Origin of the sequence: Amycolatopsis sp. lyj-346 (assembly GCF_046548975.1) — a bacterium.
GTDB lineage: Bacteria > Actinomycetota > Actinomycetes > Mycobacteriales > Pseudonocardiaceae > Amycolatopsis.
On sequence record NZ_JAJPWT010000017.1, the window covers coordinates 13,498 to 28,887 of the forward strand.

14 protein-coding genes are annotated in these 15,390 nt (G+C 72.0%); 3 read left to right on the forward strand and 11 right to left on the reverse strand.

The window, feature by feature from the left end; all coding sequences use genetic code 11:
- Positions 1 to 247 precede the first annotated feature (247 nt).
- Positions 248 to 1,420, forward strand: coding sequence for a macrolide family glycosyltransferase (locus tag ACLJQE_RS35700; protein ID WP_410643965.1), 1,173 nt, complete (start codon positions 248 to 250; stop codon positions 1,418 to 1,420).
- A 353-nt stretch (positions 1,421 to 1,773) separates the two neighbouring features.
- Here the strand turns inward: ACLJQE_RS35700 and ACLJQE_RS35705 are convergent, their stop codons facing one another.
- The 6 genes from ACLJQE_RS35705 to ACLJQE_RS35730 form a co-directional block, all read right to left on the reverse strand.
- Complete coding sequence (locus ACLJQE_RS35705; protein WP_410643966.1) at positions 1,774 to 2,154, reverse strand: effector-associated constant component EACC1; 381 nt, start codon at positions 2,152 to 2,154, stop codon at positions 1,774 to 1,776.
- A gap of 53 nt (positions 2,155 to 2,207) precedes the next feature.
- The gene (locus ACLJQE_RS35710; protein ID WP_410643967.1) at positions 2,208 to 3,926 is read right to left on the reverse strand and encodes an aminotransferase class V-fold PLP-dependent enzyme; all 1,719 of its coding nucleotides are present in this window, start codon (positions 3,924 to 3,926) and stop codon (positions 2,208 to 2,210) included.
- Entirely contained in the window at positions 3,923 to 4,690 is a 768-nt protein-coding gene (locus ACLJQE_RS35715; RefSeq protein ID WP_410643968.1) for an amino acid ABC transporter ATP-binding protein, read from the reverse strand. Before ACLJQE_RS35715 ends, ACLJQE_RS35710 begins: the two co-directional genes overlap by 4 nt.
- Complete coding sequence (locus tag ACLJQE_RS35720; protein ID WP_410643969.1) at positions 4,683 to 5,570, reverse strand: amino acid ABC transporter permease; 888 nt, start codon at positions 5,568 to 5,570, stop codon at positions 4,683 to 4,685. Before ACLJQE_RS35720 ends, ACLJQE_RS35715 begins: the two co-directional genes overlap by 8 nt.
- The gene (locus ACLJQE_RS35725) at positions 5,557 to 6,507 is read right to left on the reverse strand and encodes an ABC transporter substrate-binding protein (protein WP_410643970.1); all 951 of its coding nucleotides are present in this window, start codon (positions 6,505 to 6,507) and stop codon (positions 5,557 to 5,559) included. The genes ACLJQE_RS35720 and ACLJQE_RS35725 overlap by 14 nt, the downstream gene beginning before the upstream one ends.
- 188 nt (positions 6,508 to 6,695) lie before the next feature.
- Entirely contained in the window at positions 6,696 to 7,901 is a 1,206-nt protein-coding gene (locus ACLJQE_RS35730; RefSeq protein ID WP_410643971.1) for a glycosyl hydrolase family 8, read from the reverse strand.
- 157 nt (positions 7,902 to 8,058) lie between these two features.
- On the opposite strand from ACLJQE_RS35730, the gene ACLJQE_RS35735 reads away from it, so the two are divergent.
- Positions 8,059 to 8,460, forward strand: coding sequence for a PPOX class F420-dependent oxidoreductase (locus tag ACLJQE_RS35735; RefSeq protein WP_410643972.1), 402 nt, complete (start codon positions 8,059 to 8,061; stop codon positions 8,458 to 8,460).
- Positions 8,461 to 8,554: 94 nt separating this feature from the next.
- A complete protein-coding gene (locus ACLJQE_RS35740; protein ID WP_410643973.1) occupies positions 8,555 to 8,845 on the forward strand; it encodes a hypothetical protein in 291 nt (96 codons plus the stop codon).
- Here the strand turns inward: ACLJQE_RS35740 and ACLJQE_RS35745 are convergent.
- From ACLJQE_RS35745 to ACLJQE_RS35765, 5 genes are all read right to left on the reverse strand, one after another.
- Positions 8,842 to 9,390, reverse strand: coding sequence for a TetR/AcrR family transcriptional regulator (locus ACLJQE_RS35745; protein WP_410643974.1), 549 nt, complete (start codon positions 9,388 to 9,390; stop codon positions 8,842 to 8,844). The two genes, ACLJQE_RS35740 and ACLJQE_RS35745, sit on opposite strands and share 4 nt — an antisense overlap.
- A complete protein-coding gene (locus ACLJQE_RS35750; protein WP_410643975.1) occupies positions 9,390 to 10,943 on the reverse strand; it encodes an acyl-CoA synthetase in 1,554 nt (517 codons plus the stop codon). Before ACLJQE_RS35750 ends, ACLJQE_RS35745 begins: the two co-directional genes overlap by 1 nt.
- A gap of 129 nt (positions 10,944 to 11,072) precedes the next feature.
- Positions 11,073 to 12,275: a GTPase gene (locus ACLJQE_RS35755; protein ID WP_410643976.1), complete on the reverse strand. Its 1,203-nt coding sequence runs from the start codon at positions 12,273 to 12,275 to the stop codon at positions 11,073 to 11,075.
- Entirely contained in the window at positions 12,272 to 14,053 is a 1,782-nt protein-coding gene (locus ACLJQE_RS35760) for an isoniazid inducible protein IniA (RefSeq protein ID WP_410643977.1), read from the reverse strand. Before ACLJQE_RS35760 ends, ACLJQE_RS35755 begins: the two co-directional genes overlap by 4 nt.
- A 101-nt stretch (positions 14,054 to 14,154) precedes the next feature.
- On the reverse strand, positions 14,155 to 15,168 hold the full coding sequence (locus ACLJQE_RS35765; protein ID WP_410643978.1) for an IniB N-terminal domain-containing protein: 1,014 nt from the start codon (positions 15,166 to 15,168) through the stop codon (positions 14,155 to 14,157).
- Positions 15,169 to 15,390: the final 222 nt, after the last annotated feature.

Sequence of the window (15,390 nt, forward strand, 5' to 3'; positions counted from 1 at the left end):
TCGGGCGGGCGAACCCTAGTCCGTGACGGGCCCTCCCGGGACGGTCGAACGGGTGCGTGCCCGCGAAATGCCTGCGAAAGGCGGAAATCAGGTGGCGCGAACGCTCCGGAATCCCGTACGGTCGGCGGCATGATCTTCTTCATCCGGCTCCGCCTCGTCTGAGACGGCGTGACCGCCGGGCCCCCGCGTACCGGGAGCGCCCCTTCACCTGCGCGCCGTCTGTTCTTTCTCCCTTCGAAGGAGCACCATGCTGCGCAAACACATCGTCATGGTCGGCTGCACCGCGCCGAGCCACGTCTACCCGTCGCTGGGCGTGATCAGTGAGCTGGTCCGCCGCGGGCACCGGGTGTCCTACGTCGTCGGCACGCCGCTGGCTTCGCTGGTCGCCCCGACGGGTGCCGAGGTCGTCGAGCACCCGACCACCTTCCCGCTCGGCGAGGCGGCCGTGTGGCCGGACGACCCGGCCGACGCCATGCGCGTCTTCCTCGACGAAGCGATCGCGATCCACCCGCTGCTGACGACCCGGTTCGACGACGACCGGCCGGATCTCGTGCTGTACGACATCGGCGGGCTGGGTGCGCCGCTGCTGGCCGCGCGGTACGGCGTCCCCGCGGTGCAGCTGTCGCCGACACTGGTGGCGTGGGAAGGCTACGACGAGGACATGGCCGAGGTGATGGCGCCGATCAAGGCGTCACCGTCCGGTGTGGACTACGCGGCCACGTTGTCGCGGTGGCTGTCGGCCCACGGCGTTTCGGCCGACCCCTGGGAGTGGCTGGGGCACCCCTCGCGGGTCCTTTCGCTGATCCCGCGGGCCATGCAGCCGCAGGCGGACCGGGTGGGCCCGCACGTGCGGTTCGTCGGGCCCTGCCTGGACCCGGCGCGGCTGGCCGACCGGTCGTGGACGCCGCCCGCGTCCGGCCGCCGGGTGCTGCTGGTGTCGTTCGGGACGGCGTTCAACGACCAGCTTCCGGTGTACCAGGCCTGCATTTCCGCGTTCGCCGAGGACTGGCACGTGGTGATGTCGATCGGCAAGCACGTCTCGCCCGATTCCCTCGGGCCGTTGCCTTCCTCGGTGGAGGTGCACGAGAGCGTGCCGCAGCTGGCGGTGCTGGAAGCGGCATCGGCGTTCATCACGCACGCGGGGATGGGCGGGGCGACGGAGGCGCTGTGGTTCGGCGTCCCGACGGTGGCGATCCCGCAGGCGGCGGACCAGTTCGGCAACGCGGCTCAGCTGGAGGCACTGGGCGTGGGCCGGCACCTGCCGGCGGAATCGGTGACGGCTTCGTCGTTGCGGGAGGCGGTGGACGAGGTGTCCTCATCGCCTTCGGTCGCGGCGCGGCTGGCCGAGCTGAAGGCGGAGATCCGCGGTCACGGCGGGGTTTCCTTCGCCGCCGATGCCGTGGAGTCCTTTGTGGACTAGGGCCAGCACGCCCGCCTCGACGAAATGGACCTTCGAGTCGGCGAACGGCTTGTCCCGCCGGCTGCTCGCGGCCCCCCGCGGCGACGACGAACCAGCGCGGACCGGCTTCGGCCGGGGTGATGACGCCCCGGCCGAAGCTTCCGGCCTTGCTTCGGGTCGCCTCGGCGGCGGCTCGACCACAGCGCCTCGCCCGCCACGTGGTGGGGCTGGTCGACCAGCGTCGTCACCTCGAACCCCGCGATCGCCGGGTCGCTCAGGACGCGGCCAGCTCCTGTGCGTCGCCGCCGGGTGCCGTCAGCCGCCGCAGCGCCGGGTCGGCGTGCGTCTCGGTGGCGATCAGCAGGGCGTGCCGGCTAGCCGTGGCGGCGGACGAAGGCGTCGATCAGCTGCTGCCGCTCGGCCGACGTCGCCCGCTCCAGCTCGACGGTGTCCCCGTCGATCGTCACCTTGATCTTGTGCTTGCCCGCCTGACGGCCCAGCCACTCGCGCAGCGTCTCGACGAGGCCGGGGAACACGCCGCCGGCCGCGCTGAACGCCACCACGAGCGAGCCGATCGTCACCGGGTCCGCGGCCTTCGCTCCCGGCGGGAGCTCGCCCGGGACCGGCCGCAGGTCGACGTCCAGCCCGCTCAGTTCGGTACGCAGCCGGCGGGCGAGCAGGTCGAACTCTTCGGCGTCCGCCTCGCCGTCCGCTTCGAGCCGCACCAGGGCCTGGTGCGTGTCCGGTTCCACCATGTGCGCCATCGTGCGCCCGGACGGCCGCACGGGCAAGGTCCGAACGGGCAGCGTCAGGCGCGGATCTCGTTGAGGTAGTTGTAGATCGTGTACCGGGTGACGTCGAGGCGCCCGGCCAGGTGGTCGACCGCGTCCTTGATGAGGAAATAACCGGCTTCGTCCAGCTCCCGCACCACGGCCGCCTTGTGGCGCTTCTTCATCAGGTCCACCGGGATGCCCGCCTTCGTCACCGCCCGGTCGACGAGGAACCGTTGCAGGCTGTCGACGTCCGGTGGGAAAGTCTCCGGCTCGCCGTTGCCGCCGGGGGACGCGGTCTCCTCGACGCTGTTGACGCACAGGCAGCCCACCGCGACCCCGTCGGCGTCCCGCAGGAACAGCGTCGAGGAGCGGATCGGGCGGCCGTCCGGGCCGTGCGTGCGGTAGTTCGTCAGGTCCTGGGTGGTGCCGCGGCGGACCAGGCCGAGCAGCAGGTCGGTCATCGGGCCGCCGACGCTGCGGCCGGTGAGGTCGCCGGCGATGGCGATGATCGAGTCCGGCAGCCGGCTCAGGTCGTGCAGCAGGACTTCGTTGCCCGGGCCGAGCATCGCCGCGAGTCCCGGGATGGCCGGCACCAGTGCGGTGAGCACCTCGTGGGTCGTCGCGCCCGCGGCCGGGACGACCATCGGTTCGCGAGGCCGGGTCAGGGTCTCCAGCGCTTCCCGGAGCAGGTCCGCGGCCGCCGCCGGGGTCGAGGCGTGCGGCGAGAGCCGGACGTGCTCGGGTCGCACGGTCGCGGCGATCCCGGCGCCGGTCAGCGCGGCGCCGACCTGCTCGGCGGGGTGGCCGGGCAGGGTGAAGGCCAGGATCCCGGCCCGCCGCCCGGTCGCCGAGACGACTTCGGCGCCGCAAGCCGCCAGCACCTCTTCGAAGGCGGCCAGCCGCTCGGCGATCCGCTCCGCGATGGCCCCGACGCCCGCCTCCTCGACCAGCTCGAGGGCCTCGGCGAACGCGCCGGAGGTGATCGGGCTCAGGTTGGAGATCGACCAGGACTGGGCGGTGCCGTCCGGCGGGTGGATCTCGTCGTCGAACAGGCCCGGGTCACGCGCGCCGGTCCAGCCCGAGAGCACGGGATCCAGCCGGTCCAGTGCGCGGTCGGACAGCACCGCGAAGCCGGTGCCCCAGCCCGCGCGCAGCCACTTCTGCCCGCCGACGACCAGGACGTCGGCGACCTCCCACGGCTCCTCGGCGACGCCGAAGCCCTGGATGCCGTCGACGACCAGCAGCCGGTCGCCGACGACGTCGCGCAACGCTGCGAGGTCCGCCCGGAACCCGGTGCGGAAGTCGACGGCGCTGACGCTGACCGTCGTGATCTCCGTCGTCAGCGCCTCGGCGACGCGCTCGGGCGTCACGTGACCGCCGGTCAGGCGGCGCAGCTTGAGGCGTCCGGCCTGCTCGGCCCGCGCCCACGGGTAGGTGTTGGCCGGGAACTCCGCCGCCGACACCAGCACCTCGCCGGTGCTGTGGAACGCGGCCTGGAACAGGCCGAGGCTGGTGTTGGGCAGGAGCACCGTGTGGTCGGTGTCGGAGCCGGACAGCCGCGCCGCCGCGGCCTTGGCCCGCACCTCCTGCCGCATCAGCTCGTCCACTGTGGACGGGCCGGCCGTGGTGGCCTGGTCGAGCAGGGCGGCCGTCGTGTCGAGCACCGCGTGCGACGGCGGCCCGAACCGGGCGAAGTCGAGGTAGCCGGCGGGCTCGTCGAACTGGAGCAGGTACCGGGGCGAAATCCTCCTCACGCGAGGATCCTCGCCAGGAACTGCCGGGTGCGGTCGTGCTTCGGCGCGCTCAGCACCTCCGACGGCGGCCCGGTCTCGACGACGGCACCGTCGGCCAGGAACACCACCTCGTCGGCGGCCTCCGCGGCGAAGCTCATCTCGTGCGTCACGACGACCATCGTCATCCCCTCCCCCGCCAACGTACTCATCACCTCGAGCACCTCGCCGACCAGTTCCGGATCGAGGGCCGACGTCGGCTCGTCGAACAGCATCAGCTTCGGCTTCATGGCCAGCGACCGGGCGATCGCGACGCGCTGCTGCTGCCCGCCGGACAGCTGCGCCGGGTAGGCGTCGGCGCGGTGCGCCAGCCCGACCCGGTCGAGCAGCTCCCGGGCCTGCTTCCGCGCGACGTCCGGTTTGACCCCGAGCACCCGGATCGGGCCCTCGACGACGTTGTCAAGGGCCGTCCGGTGCGCGAAGAGGTTGAACCGCTGGAACACCATGCCGATGTCACGCCGCTGCCGGGCCACGTCGCGTTCGCGCAGTTCGTACAGCTTGCCGCCGCGCTGCCGGAAGCCGATCGGCTCGCCGTCGACCCAGATCTGGCCGGCGTCGATGGTCTCCAGGTGGTTGATGCAGCGCAGGAACGTGCTCTTCCCGGCGCCGGACGGCCCGAGCAGGCAGACGACCTGTCCCTTGTGGACTTCCAGGTCGATGCCGCCGAGGACTTCGGTGTGGCCGTAGGACTTCCGGACGCCGACGGCACGCAGCAGTGGCTCAGGCACGGGCACTCCTCACCAGCGGCACGCCGCGCAGGGCCTGGCCGGCGCGGGCGAGGGGCCCGCGGTCCGGCCGGTCGGAACTGCCGAACGCGCGTTCCAGGTAGTGCTGGCCGACGCCGGCGACGGTCACCACGACCATGTACCAGACGGCCGCGGCCAGCAGCGTCTCCATCACCAGGAGGTTGTTGGACGAGATGTTGTTGGCCGCGTGGATCAGCTCGGTCACGCCGATCACCGACGCCATCGACGTGCCCTTGAGCATGTTGATGAAGTCGTTGCCGGTGGGCGGGATGATCACCCGCATGGCCTGCGGCAGCACGACCCGGCGCAGCGTCGCGGCGGGTGTCATGCCGATCGACTTGGCCGCCTCGGTCTGCCCGCTGTCGACGCTGTTGAGCCCGGCACGGACGATTTCCGCCATGTACGCGCTTTCGTTGAGCGCCAGCCCGAGGAACGCGGCGGTGAACGCGCTGACCAGCACGTTCGTCTGCTCGTGGAGCAGGAACGGGATGTCGATGACCGGGAAGACGAGCGCCAGGTTGTACCAGAGCAGGATCTGCAGCAGCACCGGAAGCCCGCGGAAGATCCAGATGTAGCCGGCGGCGAACCACCGCGCGACCGGGTTGGCGCTGCGGCGCAGCAGGGCGATCACGACGCCGAGCACGATCGCGACGGCCTGGGACAGCACGGCGAGGACGACGGTGTTGAGCAGGCCGGTCGCCATCACCTTGTAGAAGACGAAGTCCGGGACCTGGTGCCACTCGATCTGCGCGTTGCCGAGGGCGATGCCGAGCAGGACGAGCAGGGCGATGATGATCGCGGCGGCGACCCACCGGCCCCAGTGGCGGAGCCGGACGATCGGCAGCGGTTCAGGAGCCGCCATTGACCGCGGCCTCCTTGAGCGCGCCCTGCTCGACACCCCAGGCCTGCAGGATCTTGCCGTAGGTGCCGTCGGTGATCAGGGCCTGCAGCGCCTTCTGCACGGAGTCGCGCAGCACCGTGTTGGTCTTGTTGACGCCGATGCCGTACGGGCCGCCGTCGATCGGCTCGCCGGGGACGACCTCGAAGAACTTGCCGTCACCGGCGGTGCGCGAGATGTAGACGGCGCTGGGGAGGTCGTTGAGGATCGCCTGGACGCGGCCGGTGCGGAGCTGGTTCTGGTTCTGGTTGTCGCTGTCGGTCGCGGTGACGGTGACCGCGGGCCGGCCGGCCTGGGTGCACTTGACGCTCTGCCCGGCGGCGAACTTCTGGTGGCTGGTGCCCTGCACGACGGCGACGTTCTTGCCGCAGAGGGTGTCCGGGCCGGTGATGCCGTCGGGGTTGCCCTTGCGGATCATGATCGTGATGCCCGAGGTGAAGTAGTCGACGAAGTCGATCTGCTGCTGGCGGGCCTTGGTGTCGTTCATCCCGGCCATGGTGAGGTCGATGCGGCCGGACTGGAGGCTGGTGATCAGCGAGCCGAAGGCCATGTCCTGGTGGGTGACACCGACGCCGAGCTTGGCGGCGATCGCCTTGGCGAGGTCGACCTCGTAGCCGATCGGCGTCTTGCCGTCGGGGGCGTAGAAGTTGTTGGGCGCGGACTGCAGGTTCGAGGCCAGCCGCAGGCCGGCCTGCTTGACGGCGTCCGGCAGGGCGGCGTTGAGCTGCGCATCCTTCTGCACGCCCTGAACGAGGGCGGCGGTGTCCGGAATGCCGGACGCAGGCGCGCCGGCGGCCTGCGACGTCCCGCCCGCACCGTCCGGACCGCCACCACAAGCCGTCACCAGCACGGCAACGCTCGCGAGCAACACTCCCGCCTGCACGGCACGAGAACGGAACATGACGGACCTCCACTGTTCGGCTGGCCGGAACGCTACAACTCAGTGTTGAAGAGGTCAACTGGTTGTTGAAGTTCTCGGCGATGCCGCTTCGTGGACATGAGCCCGCGGATCGACGTGCTCGGAACGGTCCGGTCTCGCCCACGAACCAGCCGTCCCGCACCCGGAATGACCGGGTGCGGGACGCGCTGTCAGGCGGCCACGTAGTTGCCGCTCAGGATGAGCAGGACCTGGACCGTGATTCCCGTTCCGTAGTAGTCCGTTGCGTCCGGGGACCACGTCGAGACCGCCGTCCACAGCTTGTCCAGCCAGGCCTGGCTGCCCGGGTCCGTCATCGCCGCCACCGCGAACGGGGCCGTGAAGCACGGGTGCTGCCCGGTCTCCGTCTTCGCACCCGACAGCGAGTAGCCGCTCTGGATCTTCGAGGGGTCGCCGGCCGTTGCCGACTTGATCCACGTGTTCATCTTGCGGACCTGCGCCGCGGCCGCGCTCCCGCCGAACGAGATCGCGTCCGCGCCAAGGCGCCACGGGTCGCGGCAGGCGTTCCAGCTGTACCTGCCGTCGTTCGGGCCCTCCAGGAAGTCCGCCGGCGCCGGCTTCGGCGTCGAGTTCGTGTTGACCACGAAGTCCGGCAACAGTCCCGTGTTCGGCGCGTACGAAGACTGCAGCCGGCTCACCGCCGTCTCCGAGCGGGTGCGGACCTGGCCCCAGAAGCTGTCACCCGTCGCCGCGGCGAAGGCGCGCAGGTGGCCCGGCATCCAGTCCGACGAACGCGAGCTGTTGCGGTACTCCGCGTCGTTGCCCCAGTCACCGAGCAGGGTGAACTTCGTGGTGCCGTTGACCTCGCTCTTCTTGATCGCGTTGATGATCCGGACCGCTTCGGCCTTGTAGTTCACCGCGCCGCCGCTGCCCCACTTCTTGTCGGCGATCAGCAGGCCGTAGGCGATTTCGAGGTCGCCGTCGGTGGCGGAGTCGCTGCCGTTGACGCTCTTGCAGTTCGCGTCCTGCTCGGCCGCGTGCAGGTCCCGGTTGTTGACCGACGGGTGCGCCTTGACGAACTTCAGGATCCCGTCGACGATCGAGCGCGCCTGCGGGTCCTTGTCCGCCATCATCGCCGAGATCGTGATGCCGTACCCCTCGCCCTCGGCGACGAAGGAGTGGTCGGCGTCCTTGGACAGCACCGCGTAGGTGCCGGTGCCGCACTGGGTGGTCAGGAAGTTCTTCTTCCAGAAGTCGTAGTACTTCTGGAGCGCGGTGTCCTGCGTGGCCTGCGAGACGGACGGCCGCAGCGTTCCCGGCACGTACGGCGTGCCGGCCGCGGACGCACCCGTGGGCACGCTCAGCAGCCCCGCGGCGAGCGCGGCCGAAACCACCACCGCCCGGACGGCTTTCTTCATGGCTCCTCCGTAACGACATCGTTGGCTGCGGCGAAGGTGATCGAAGCCTGGCAGAACGTTCAAGACCAGGTCAAGAGGGTTAGGAAACTTTCCTTACTATTACGCACCGTGGGTCCCGAGGAGGCCCGCCCCACCCGGACGGGCTAGCGTGGACGCCATGAAGATCGACCTCGACGGCCGCGGGCCGGACTTCCACGCGTTCTGGACCGAGCGCCACCTGGCCACCCTGACCACGGTCCGGCCGGACGGCACCCCGCACGTCGTCGCGGTCGGCGTGACCGTCGACTTCGACGCCGGCCTCGCCCGGGTGATCACCTTCGCGCCGTCGGTCAAGGCGCGGCTCGTGCGTGCCGCGGGCGCGGCCGGGATCCCGGTCGCGGTCTGCCAGCTCGACGGCCCCCGCTGGTCCACTTTGGAGGGGCGCGCGGTGCTGCGCGACGACCCGGAATCGGTGCACGACGCCGAAAACCGGTACGCCGCCCGCTACCGGCAGCCCAAGCCGAACCCGCAGCGGGTGGTCATCGAGATCACCGTGACCCGGGTGCTCGGCAACGCCTAGTCCGCCACCGCACGAACCCACTTCCGCGAATCGCCGATTCCGGGCCGGCCCACGCCCGTCCTACTTTGGTCGAAACGAACAAAGGTGGACGAACATGAACCGAATCGAATCGGCCGCGCAGCACCTGCCCCCCGGCAGCGAACTCGTGCCGCTCGTGCCCGTCGAGCCGCTCAGCTGCGCGGTCGCCGTGTGGCGGGCCGTCACGCGGCTGGCCACCGCCGACCGGGCCTACGCCGAGCGGGAGTTCGGGCGCGCCATCGCCCAGGGCCACCCGGATCTCGGCGCCATCGGCTTCCACCCGGCCGCGGAGCTGATCCGGCACTCGGTCCCGTCCGAAGGCGTTTCCCTGATGCAGCTGGTGAACGCCGTCGAAGCGCAGCTCTAACGGCCGCCCGCGCGGGAGTGCACCAGCCGGGTGTACTCCGCCAGCAGCACCGTCAGCTCGCCGGGCTCCCCCGCGGCCGCCAGCTGCTGGTGCCCCACCAGCATCGCCATTCCGAGCGACGTCAGCGTCCGGGCCAGCGCCCGGTCGCCGACGATCCCTTCCACCGCCTTGCCGACCGTCCGCAGCCGCGCGTCGTCGACGCGTTTCTGCGCCGCGCGCACGGTTTCGTCGGTGCGCGCCCACGCGCGGATCGCGGCCTCGGCCTCGTGGGGCAGCCCGAGGGTGAGGTCCATCAGCGCGGCGAAGTCGGCCGACGGACCACCGGTGCCGAAGTGGCGCTCGCGCAGGATGCGCTCCTGGCGGTGTTCCCAGTGCTCCAGCAGCTGCGTCACGAACCCCGGCCAGCCACCGAAGTGGTGGTAGAACGAGCCGCTCGTGACGCCGAGGCCGCGACACAGCGTGCCGACGTTCAGCTCGGTGAACCCGTGCCGCGCCAGCACGTCCAGCGCGGCCTCGAAGTACCCGCTCCGCGTCACCGGCGGCATCAGACGTTCCGGTCCCGGTCCCGCCAGTAGGGCTCGCGCAGCGAACGTTTCAGGATCTTGCCGGTGGCGTTGCGGGGCAACGCTTCGAGGACGTCGACGCTGCGCGGGCACTTGAAGTGCGCCAGCCGTTCGCGGCAGAACTCGACGAGCTTGTCCGCGTCCAGCTGCTCCCCCGGAGCCGGCGCCACGACGGCCTTGACCTGCTCGCCCCACCGGTCGTCCGGGACGCCGATCACGGCCACCTCGGCAACGCCGGGGAACTCCGCCACCACGCGCTCGACTTCCGGCGAGTAGACGTTCTCGCCACCGGTGATGATCATGTCCTTGACGCGGTCCTCGAGGAACAGGAACCCGCCGTCGTCGAGGCGCCCGACGTCGCCGGTGCGGACCCAGCCGTCCACGATGGTCTCCGCGGTGGCCTCGGGCTTGCCGAGGTAGCCCGCCATCCGCTGCTCGGTGCGCACCCACACCTCGCCGACCTCGGCGTCCACCGCCGTGACCGGGTCGACGATCCGGATGTCCACTCCGGACAGTGCGGTGCCCGCCGAGGCCAGCCGTTCCGGGTGGGCGTCGTCCCGGTGCGCCTCCGGGTCCAGTGCGGTGACCGCGCCGGACAGCTCGGTCATGCCGTAGACCTGGGCGAACCTGACGTCCGGCCAGGCGGCGAGCACCGTCCGCAGCAGCGGGAGCGGCATCGGCGAGGCGCCGTAGCAGAGGTACTTCAGCCGGGAGAACGCCTTGAGCGCGGCCTCGCCGGCCTGGGCGATCCCGGCCACGACGGCGGGCACCAGGAAGGCGTGCGTGATCCCGGCCTGCAGGGCCGCGAACAGCGACGCCGCGTCCGGCTCGCGGGTCAGGTAGGACGGTTCCCCGTAGAGGAACCCGGAAACCGCGTAGCAGCTGCCGCCGACGTGGAACAGCGGCATCGCGACCAGGTTGACCTCACCCGGGCCGATCGGGAACGCGGTCCCGGCGGCGAGGCCGTGCGCGAGGACGCTGCGGTGGGTCAGCACCGCGCCCTTCGGGAAGCCGGTGGTGCCGCTGGTGTACAGGACCAGCACGCCGTCGTCGGTGTCGACGCCGGTGGCGGTGTGCGGTGCGGCGGAGGTGAGGAAGGCCTCGTACTCGTCGGCGTCCCCGCCGACGACGATCACGCGTTCCAGGGCGGGCAGCCGGTCGCGGATCGCCTCGAACGCGGGCCTCAGTTCGGCGCCGACGAAGACGACCTTCGCGCCCGCGTCCTTGAGCACGTAGGCGAGTTCGTCACCGGAAAGCCGCCAGTTCACCACGGCGTCGGCCGCGCCGAGCCCGGCCGCCGCGAAGGTCGTTTCCAGGCAGGCGGGGTGGTTCTTGTCGACGAACGCGACCCGGTCGCCCCGGGTGACGCCGGCGGCGGACAGGGCCCCGGACAGCCGCCGGACCCGCTCGTCGAACTCCGCCCAGGTCCAGGACCGGTCACCGAAGATCAGCGCGGTGTCCGCGGGGCGTTCTCGCGCCCAGTGCGCGAGGAGCTCGCCGAACAGCCGGACCCGGGGGCGGTGGTCTTCGGGCATGGCAGGAGTCCCTTCGGGCCGGCGCTGGACCATAGACCGGTCTATGGTGCGCTGCCCCGCCTCGGGCGTCAACACCGGGCAACGAGCCCCGAACTGCCGGGCCGGTCGGTGTTTTCCCGCTCGGTCGCCCTAGGCGAACAACGCCAGCATCCCCTCGGCCGACCGCACCACGACGTGCGCCGCCGTCCGTTCGGCGTGCGGGCGGTCCGGGCGCTCGGCCTCGTGCCGCCAGCGCCGCAGCGCGTCGAGGCCGGCTTCGTAGATCTCGTTCGGGTCGGCGTCCGGTTCCAGGCCCAGCCGATCGGCCGGGGTCGTGCCCTGGGCGCCCAGCAACCGGACCGCTTCCTCGGCGGGCTCGCCCGACAGCGCCGTGCGGCCGCCGCGGATGTCGGCGATCAGCCGCAGCTCGCGGAAGTCGTGTGCCGCCGCGGCGAACCGCTCCACCCGGGAGATCAGCCGGTCGCCGCCCGGGCGGGGCTGGGCGGCCAGCAGCGCCTCCAGCCGGATGATCGCCGTCCGCGCCCGCAGCGCCTCGGCCCGCGCGACGAAGCACCCGGCGAGGGTGTCCCGCAGCTCGCCCAGCCCACTGCGGCGCACCAGTTCCGCCGAGAGCTTGACGCGGTCGTCGCAGCCGGTGCGGATCAGCGTGAGCGCCAGCCGGACGCCGAACATCCCGAACCGCACCACCAGCGACCGGCGCGTCTCGACCGGGATCGGGCCAGGGAACGCCGGATCCGTGAACGAATCCACCGACAGCACGTGCCGTTCCAGCTCCTCGCGCGGCACCGCGGCGAACGCCGCCAGGAGGTCGAACTCGTCGTCGCGCAAGGACCGCCCGCCGTAGGCGAGCTGCCCGGCGACGGCGATCACGCCCAGGAAGCCGGTGCACAGCGGGTCTTCCCGCCACGCGCGCCGCGCGAGCTGCTTCGCGGTGAGCAGCGCGTCGATCCGGCCCGCGCCGACCTCGTCGGCGCGGGACAGCACCAGCACCGAGTTCACCGCGCTCTGCCGCGCGAACGCCGAGCCGCCCGGCGGGTGCGCGGCCGCGAGCTCGTCCGGTTCGAGGTGGCGGACCAGCCGGACCGTCGCGTCCGGGACGTCGTCGGCCGGGCCGGGGTCGTCCAGCAGCACGATGTCGCGCAGCGCCCGCGTCGGCCATTCGCCGAGCGCCGCGGCGAGCGTCGTCTTCCCCGACGAGGGCGCGCCCGTGAACGCGACGCGCAGCGGCTGCTCCAGCCGATTGAGGCAGTCGTGCAGCAGAGCCGAAGCCCGCGGGTCGTCCCGGTAGAGCCCGGCCGCGGCGTGCAGCAGGTCGCGGACGTCCTGGGTCACGCCGAAAGCTCCCGCCGCTGCTGCCGTCCCGCGATCGTGCCGAGTTCGCCCGCGCGCTGGTGCAGCCCGGCGAGCCGGTCGATCTCGCGGCGGATGTGCCCGGTCCGCCGCTCCCGCTCGGCGGTGCCGGCCAGGATCGTCTCGCGTTCGTGCGTCAGCTCGTCGGCGAGTTCCTCGGCCAGCCCGGTGAAGTGGTCGCGCAGCCGCCGCTGGACGACGCGGATGGCGTCGCGGCATTCCTTGCTGAACCGCAGGAAGACGTCGTCGACGTGCCGCTGCGCCGCCTGCTTGGCGACGGCCTGGCGCCGCTGCAGCCGCATCCCGCCTTCGTCCTTGATCGTCTTCGCGGCGAAGGCCGCGCCGGCCCCGATCGAGACCGGGTTGATCAGCGGCAGCCCGGCGAGACTGGTGACCAGGCCGAACATCAGCACGCCGCCGTAGGACCCGCGCAGCCCGGTGAAGGCCTGCTGGCCGATCTTGAACTTCTCGATCTTCGGCCGCCCGACGTCGTCGAGGTGTTCCACGCCCGAGCCGTCGAGCCGCAGGTCGGGCAGCGCGCGGTCGTACTGGGCGCCGAAGCACGCCGCCACGGCCTGCGCGATCCACTCCGCCCGGTCGGCCAGCCACGTGTAGTTGACGTCGACGGCCTCGGCCAGCGCGTTGTCCAGCCAGGGCGCGAATTCGTCCCACACCTTCGCCGGGTCGCCCTCGTCGAAGGTCCGGTCGATCGTGGTGACGATCTTGCGGGTGCGTTCGCGCAGGTCGTACTCGGCGTCGGACAGCAGGTCGGTGATCTCGTCGGACAGCAGGTTCTGCCACCGGGTGTTCTGCCGGCGCAGGTCGTCGGCGCGGCGCTGGGCCCGCTGCAGCAGCGCGGCCTGGCCGAGCCCGGCGTCTTGGGCGACGGTGTCGATGCGGTCGCGCAGCGACTCGACCAGTTCGGCGGCGGCGGCGCGGACGCCCACCGCGGCGAGCAGCGCGCGGGACTGCTCGGGCGGGCGCGCGGCCTGCTCGGCGATCCAGCCCAGCAGCTCCGGGAACCCCGAGCGGGCGTTGAGTTCCGCGTCACCGGACTTCGCGGCGGCTTGGCGCACCACGGCCGAAACGGGCAGGACGGGCGCGTCGATCCCGGCCTCGCCGAGCATGGCGCGGTCGCGTTCGGCGACCGCGCGCCACCCGGGGCAGGCGTCGATCTTCGTGAGGGCCAGCACGACGTGCGGGCACCAGGTGCGCACGTGCCGCGCGAGCGCGAGTTCGGCGGCGCTCAGCGGCGCGGTCGCGTCGGAGACGAGGATCACGGCGTCCGCTTCGGCAAGCAGATCCAGCGCCGCGGCGGTGCGTGGTGACCGCGGGTCACCGACGGGCGGGGTGTCGACCAGGACCAGGCCGGCCGAGAGGAGTTCCCGCGGCACGCCGACCTCGACGCGGCTGAGGGTGCCGGCGGGGCGGGCGCCGAGCTCGCCGGTGAGCCGTTCGACCGCGACGGGGATCCGTTCGCGGGACCGGCCGACCAGGGTCGCGGCGGGTTCGGCGGCGTAGGCGATTTCCGTGGGCACGGCGGGGGTCGCGGCGTCGCCGACCGCGCACACCGGCGCGTTCAGCACGGCGTTGAGCAGGTAACCCTTGCCCTGTTTGGGAAAGCCGAGCACGCCGAGCCGGGTCTGCCCGGGCGGGGCGTCCCGGCGTCTGCGCAGCTGCTCGGCGAGATCGGCGCGGCCGTGCGTGCGGCACGCGTCCAGGGTCTCGTTGAGCACTTCGAGCCAAGCCGGGGCGGTCACGATGGACGAGTGTCCCCGGTTCACTCCCCGTACGCACACCGGGTGCCCGTCCCGCGGCTGCACCCAGACCGCGGGACGGGCACCGGTGACCGGTTCGGGGCTCAGTGCCCGATGTGGACGTCGTTGCCCGAGGCGATGCCGCCGAGGTGCAGGTTGCCCAGCGCGTTGTGGGTGACGTCGGTGACGTCGGACACCACGTCGTGGACGGCGGTGCCGTTGCCGGACGCGAGCTCGCCGACGTTGCCGACCACGTTGTGGTCGACGTCGAGGCCGGTGGCCGAGGTCACGGTGTTGGTGACGTCACCGAGGCCGTGGACGGCGCCCGCAACTTCGCCGGTGACGTGCTGGACGTCGACGTCGCCCGCGCCCTTGAGGATGCCGGAGAAGTCGCCGACGTTGCCGAGCGAGCCGGTCGTGTGCTCGACCGTGCCGGTGACGGCGCCGGTCGCGAGGCCGGCGACGTCGTGCGCCTGGAAGTTGGCGTGGGCGCCGAGGTCCTTGACGTCGTACACGGCCGAGCCGGCGGCCGAAACGGCCTGCGGGACCATGCCGGTGTTCGGGTCGGTCAGGTAGGCCGGGGCCGCGGTCAGGTTGGACAGGGCCGCCGAGTCGAGGCCGTGGGCCAGGTCGCCGCCGAGCACCGCACCGGCCACGTTGCCGGCCAGCGCGGTCGCGTTGGCGGCGTTGGTCACCTCGTTGACACCCGGCAGCGAGTCGAGACCCGGGACGGCGGGCAGCTCGCCCACGGCCGGGAGCTCGCCGACGCCCAGGTCGCCCACGCCCGGCAGACCCGAGGTGGCCGGCAGGCCGAGGCCCGAGGTGAGGGCGGTGAGCTGGTCGATCGCGCCCTGGATGCCGGCCGCGTCGGTGCCGGTGGCGTCGGTGCCGAGCGGGGACAGACCACCGACGGCGGGGAGGCCGCCCACGGCCGGGAGGCTGTCGACCGGCACGTAGTCGAGCACCAGCGGGATGACCTCGTGCACGTCGGCGGCGCTCACGTCACCGAGACCGGCGGCGGCGAGGGCACCCTGCGGGTCCGTGCCGAAGGCCGCCAGCGCGGTCGGGTCGTTGAGCAGGTTGAGGGCGAAATCGTGCAACGTCTGCACGGAGTCCATGGGGTATCTCCAGATCCGGTGGTTCGGGGGACAGCAGCGACCGCAGGGACCGCTGCTCCGTGATCAAGGTAGGGAGACCGTCCCCCAGCGCACATCGGGGATCACTCCGAGTCGCAGTCCGGTCAGCCGATAGGGGATCGATATGTCATCGTTAGGGAGTTAGGGGCTCATCCGAGACGCGCTCAGTTGGGTTAAATCCCTCCAGACCCTTGCCTGACTAAC

What these genes read in the sequence shown, in the direction of transcription:
- ACLJQE_RS35740 (WP_410643973.1), top strand. Translation starts at nt 8,555, where the DNA reads ATGAACCGAATCGAATCGGCCGCGCAGCACCTGCCCCCCGGCAGCGAA.
- ACLJQE_RS35745 (WP_410643974.1), bottom strand. Translation starts at nt 9,390, where the DNA reads ATGCCGCCGGTGACGCGGAGCGGGTACTTCGAGGCCGCGCTGGACGTG.
- ACLJQE_RS35700 (WP_410643965.1), top strand. Translation starts at nt 248, where the DNA reads ATGCTGCGCAAACACATCGTCATGGTCGGCTGCACCGCGCCGAGCCAC.
- ACLJQE_RS35765 (WP_410643978.1), bottom strand. Translation starts at nt 15,168, where the DNA reads ATGGACTCCGTGCAGACGTTGCACGATTTCGCCCTCAACCTGCTCAAC.
- ACLJQE_RS35705 (WP_410643966.1), bottom strand. Translation starts at nt 2,154, where the DNA reads ATGGTGGAACCGGACACGCACCAGGCCCTGGTGCGGCTCGAAGCGGAC.
- ACLJQE_RS35735 (WP_410643972.1), top strand. Translation starts at nt 8,059, where the DNA reads ATGAAGATCGACCTCGACGGCCGCGGGCCGGACTTCCACGCGTTCTGG.
- ACLJQE_RS35730 (WP_410643971.1), bottom strand. Translation starts at nt 7,901, where the DNA reads ATGAAGAAAGCCGTCCGGGCGGTGGTGGTTTCGGCCGCGCTCGCCGCG.
- ACLJQE_RS35720 (WP_410643969.1), bottom strand. Translation starts at nt 5,570, where the DNA reads ATGGCGGCTCCTGAACCGCTGCCGATCGTCCGGCTCCGCCACTGGGGC.
- ACLJQE_RS35725 (WP_410643970.1), bottom strand. Translation starts at nt 6,507, where the DNA reads ATGTTCCGTTCTCGTGCCGTGCAGGCGGGAGTGTTGCTCGCGAGCGTT.
- ACLJQE_RS35750 (WP_410643975.1), bottom strand. Translation starts at nt 10,943, where the DNA reads ATGCCCGAAGACCACCGCCCCCGGGTCCGGCTGTTCGGCGAGCTCCTC.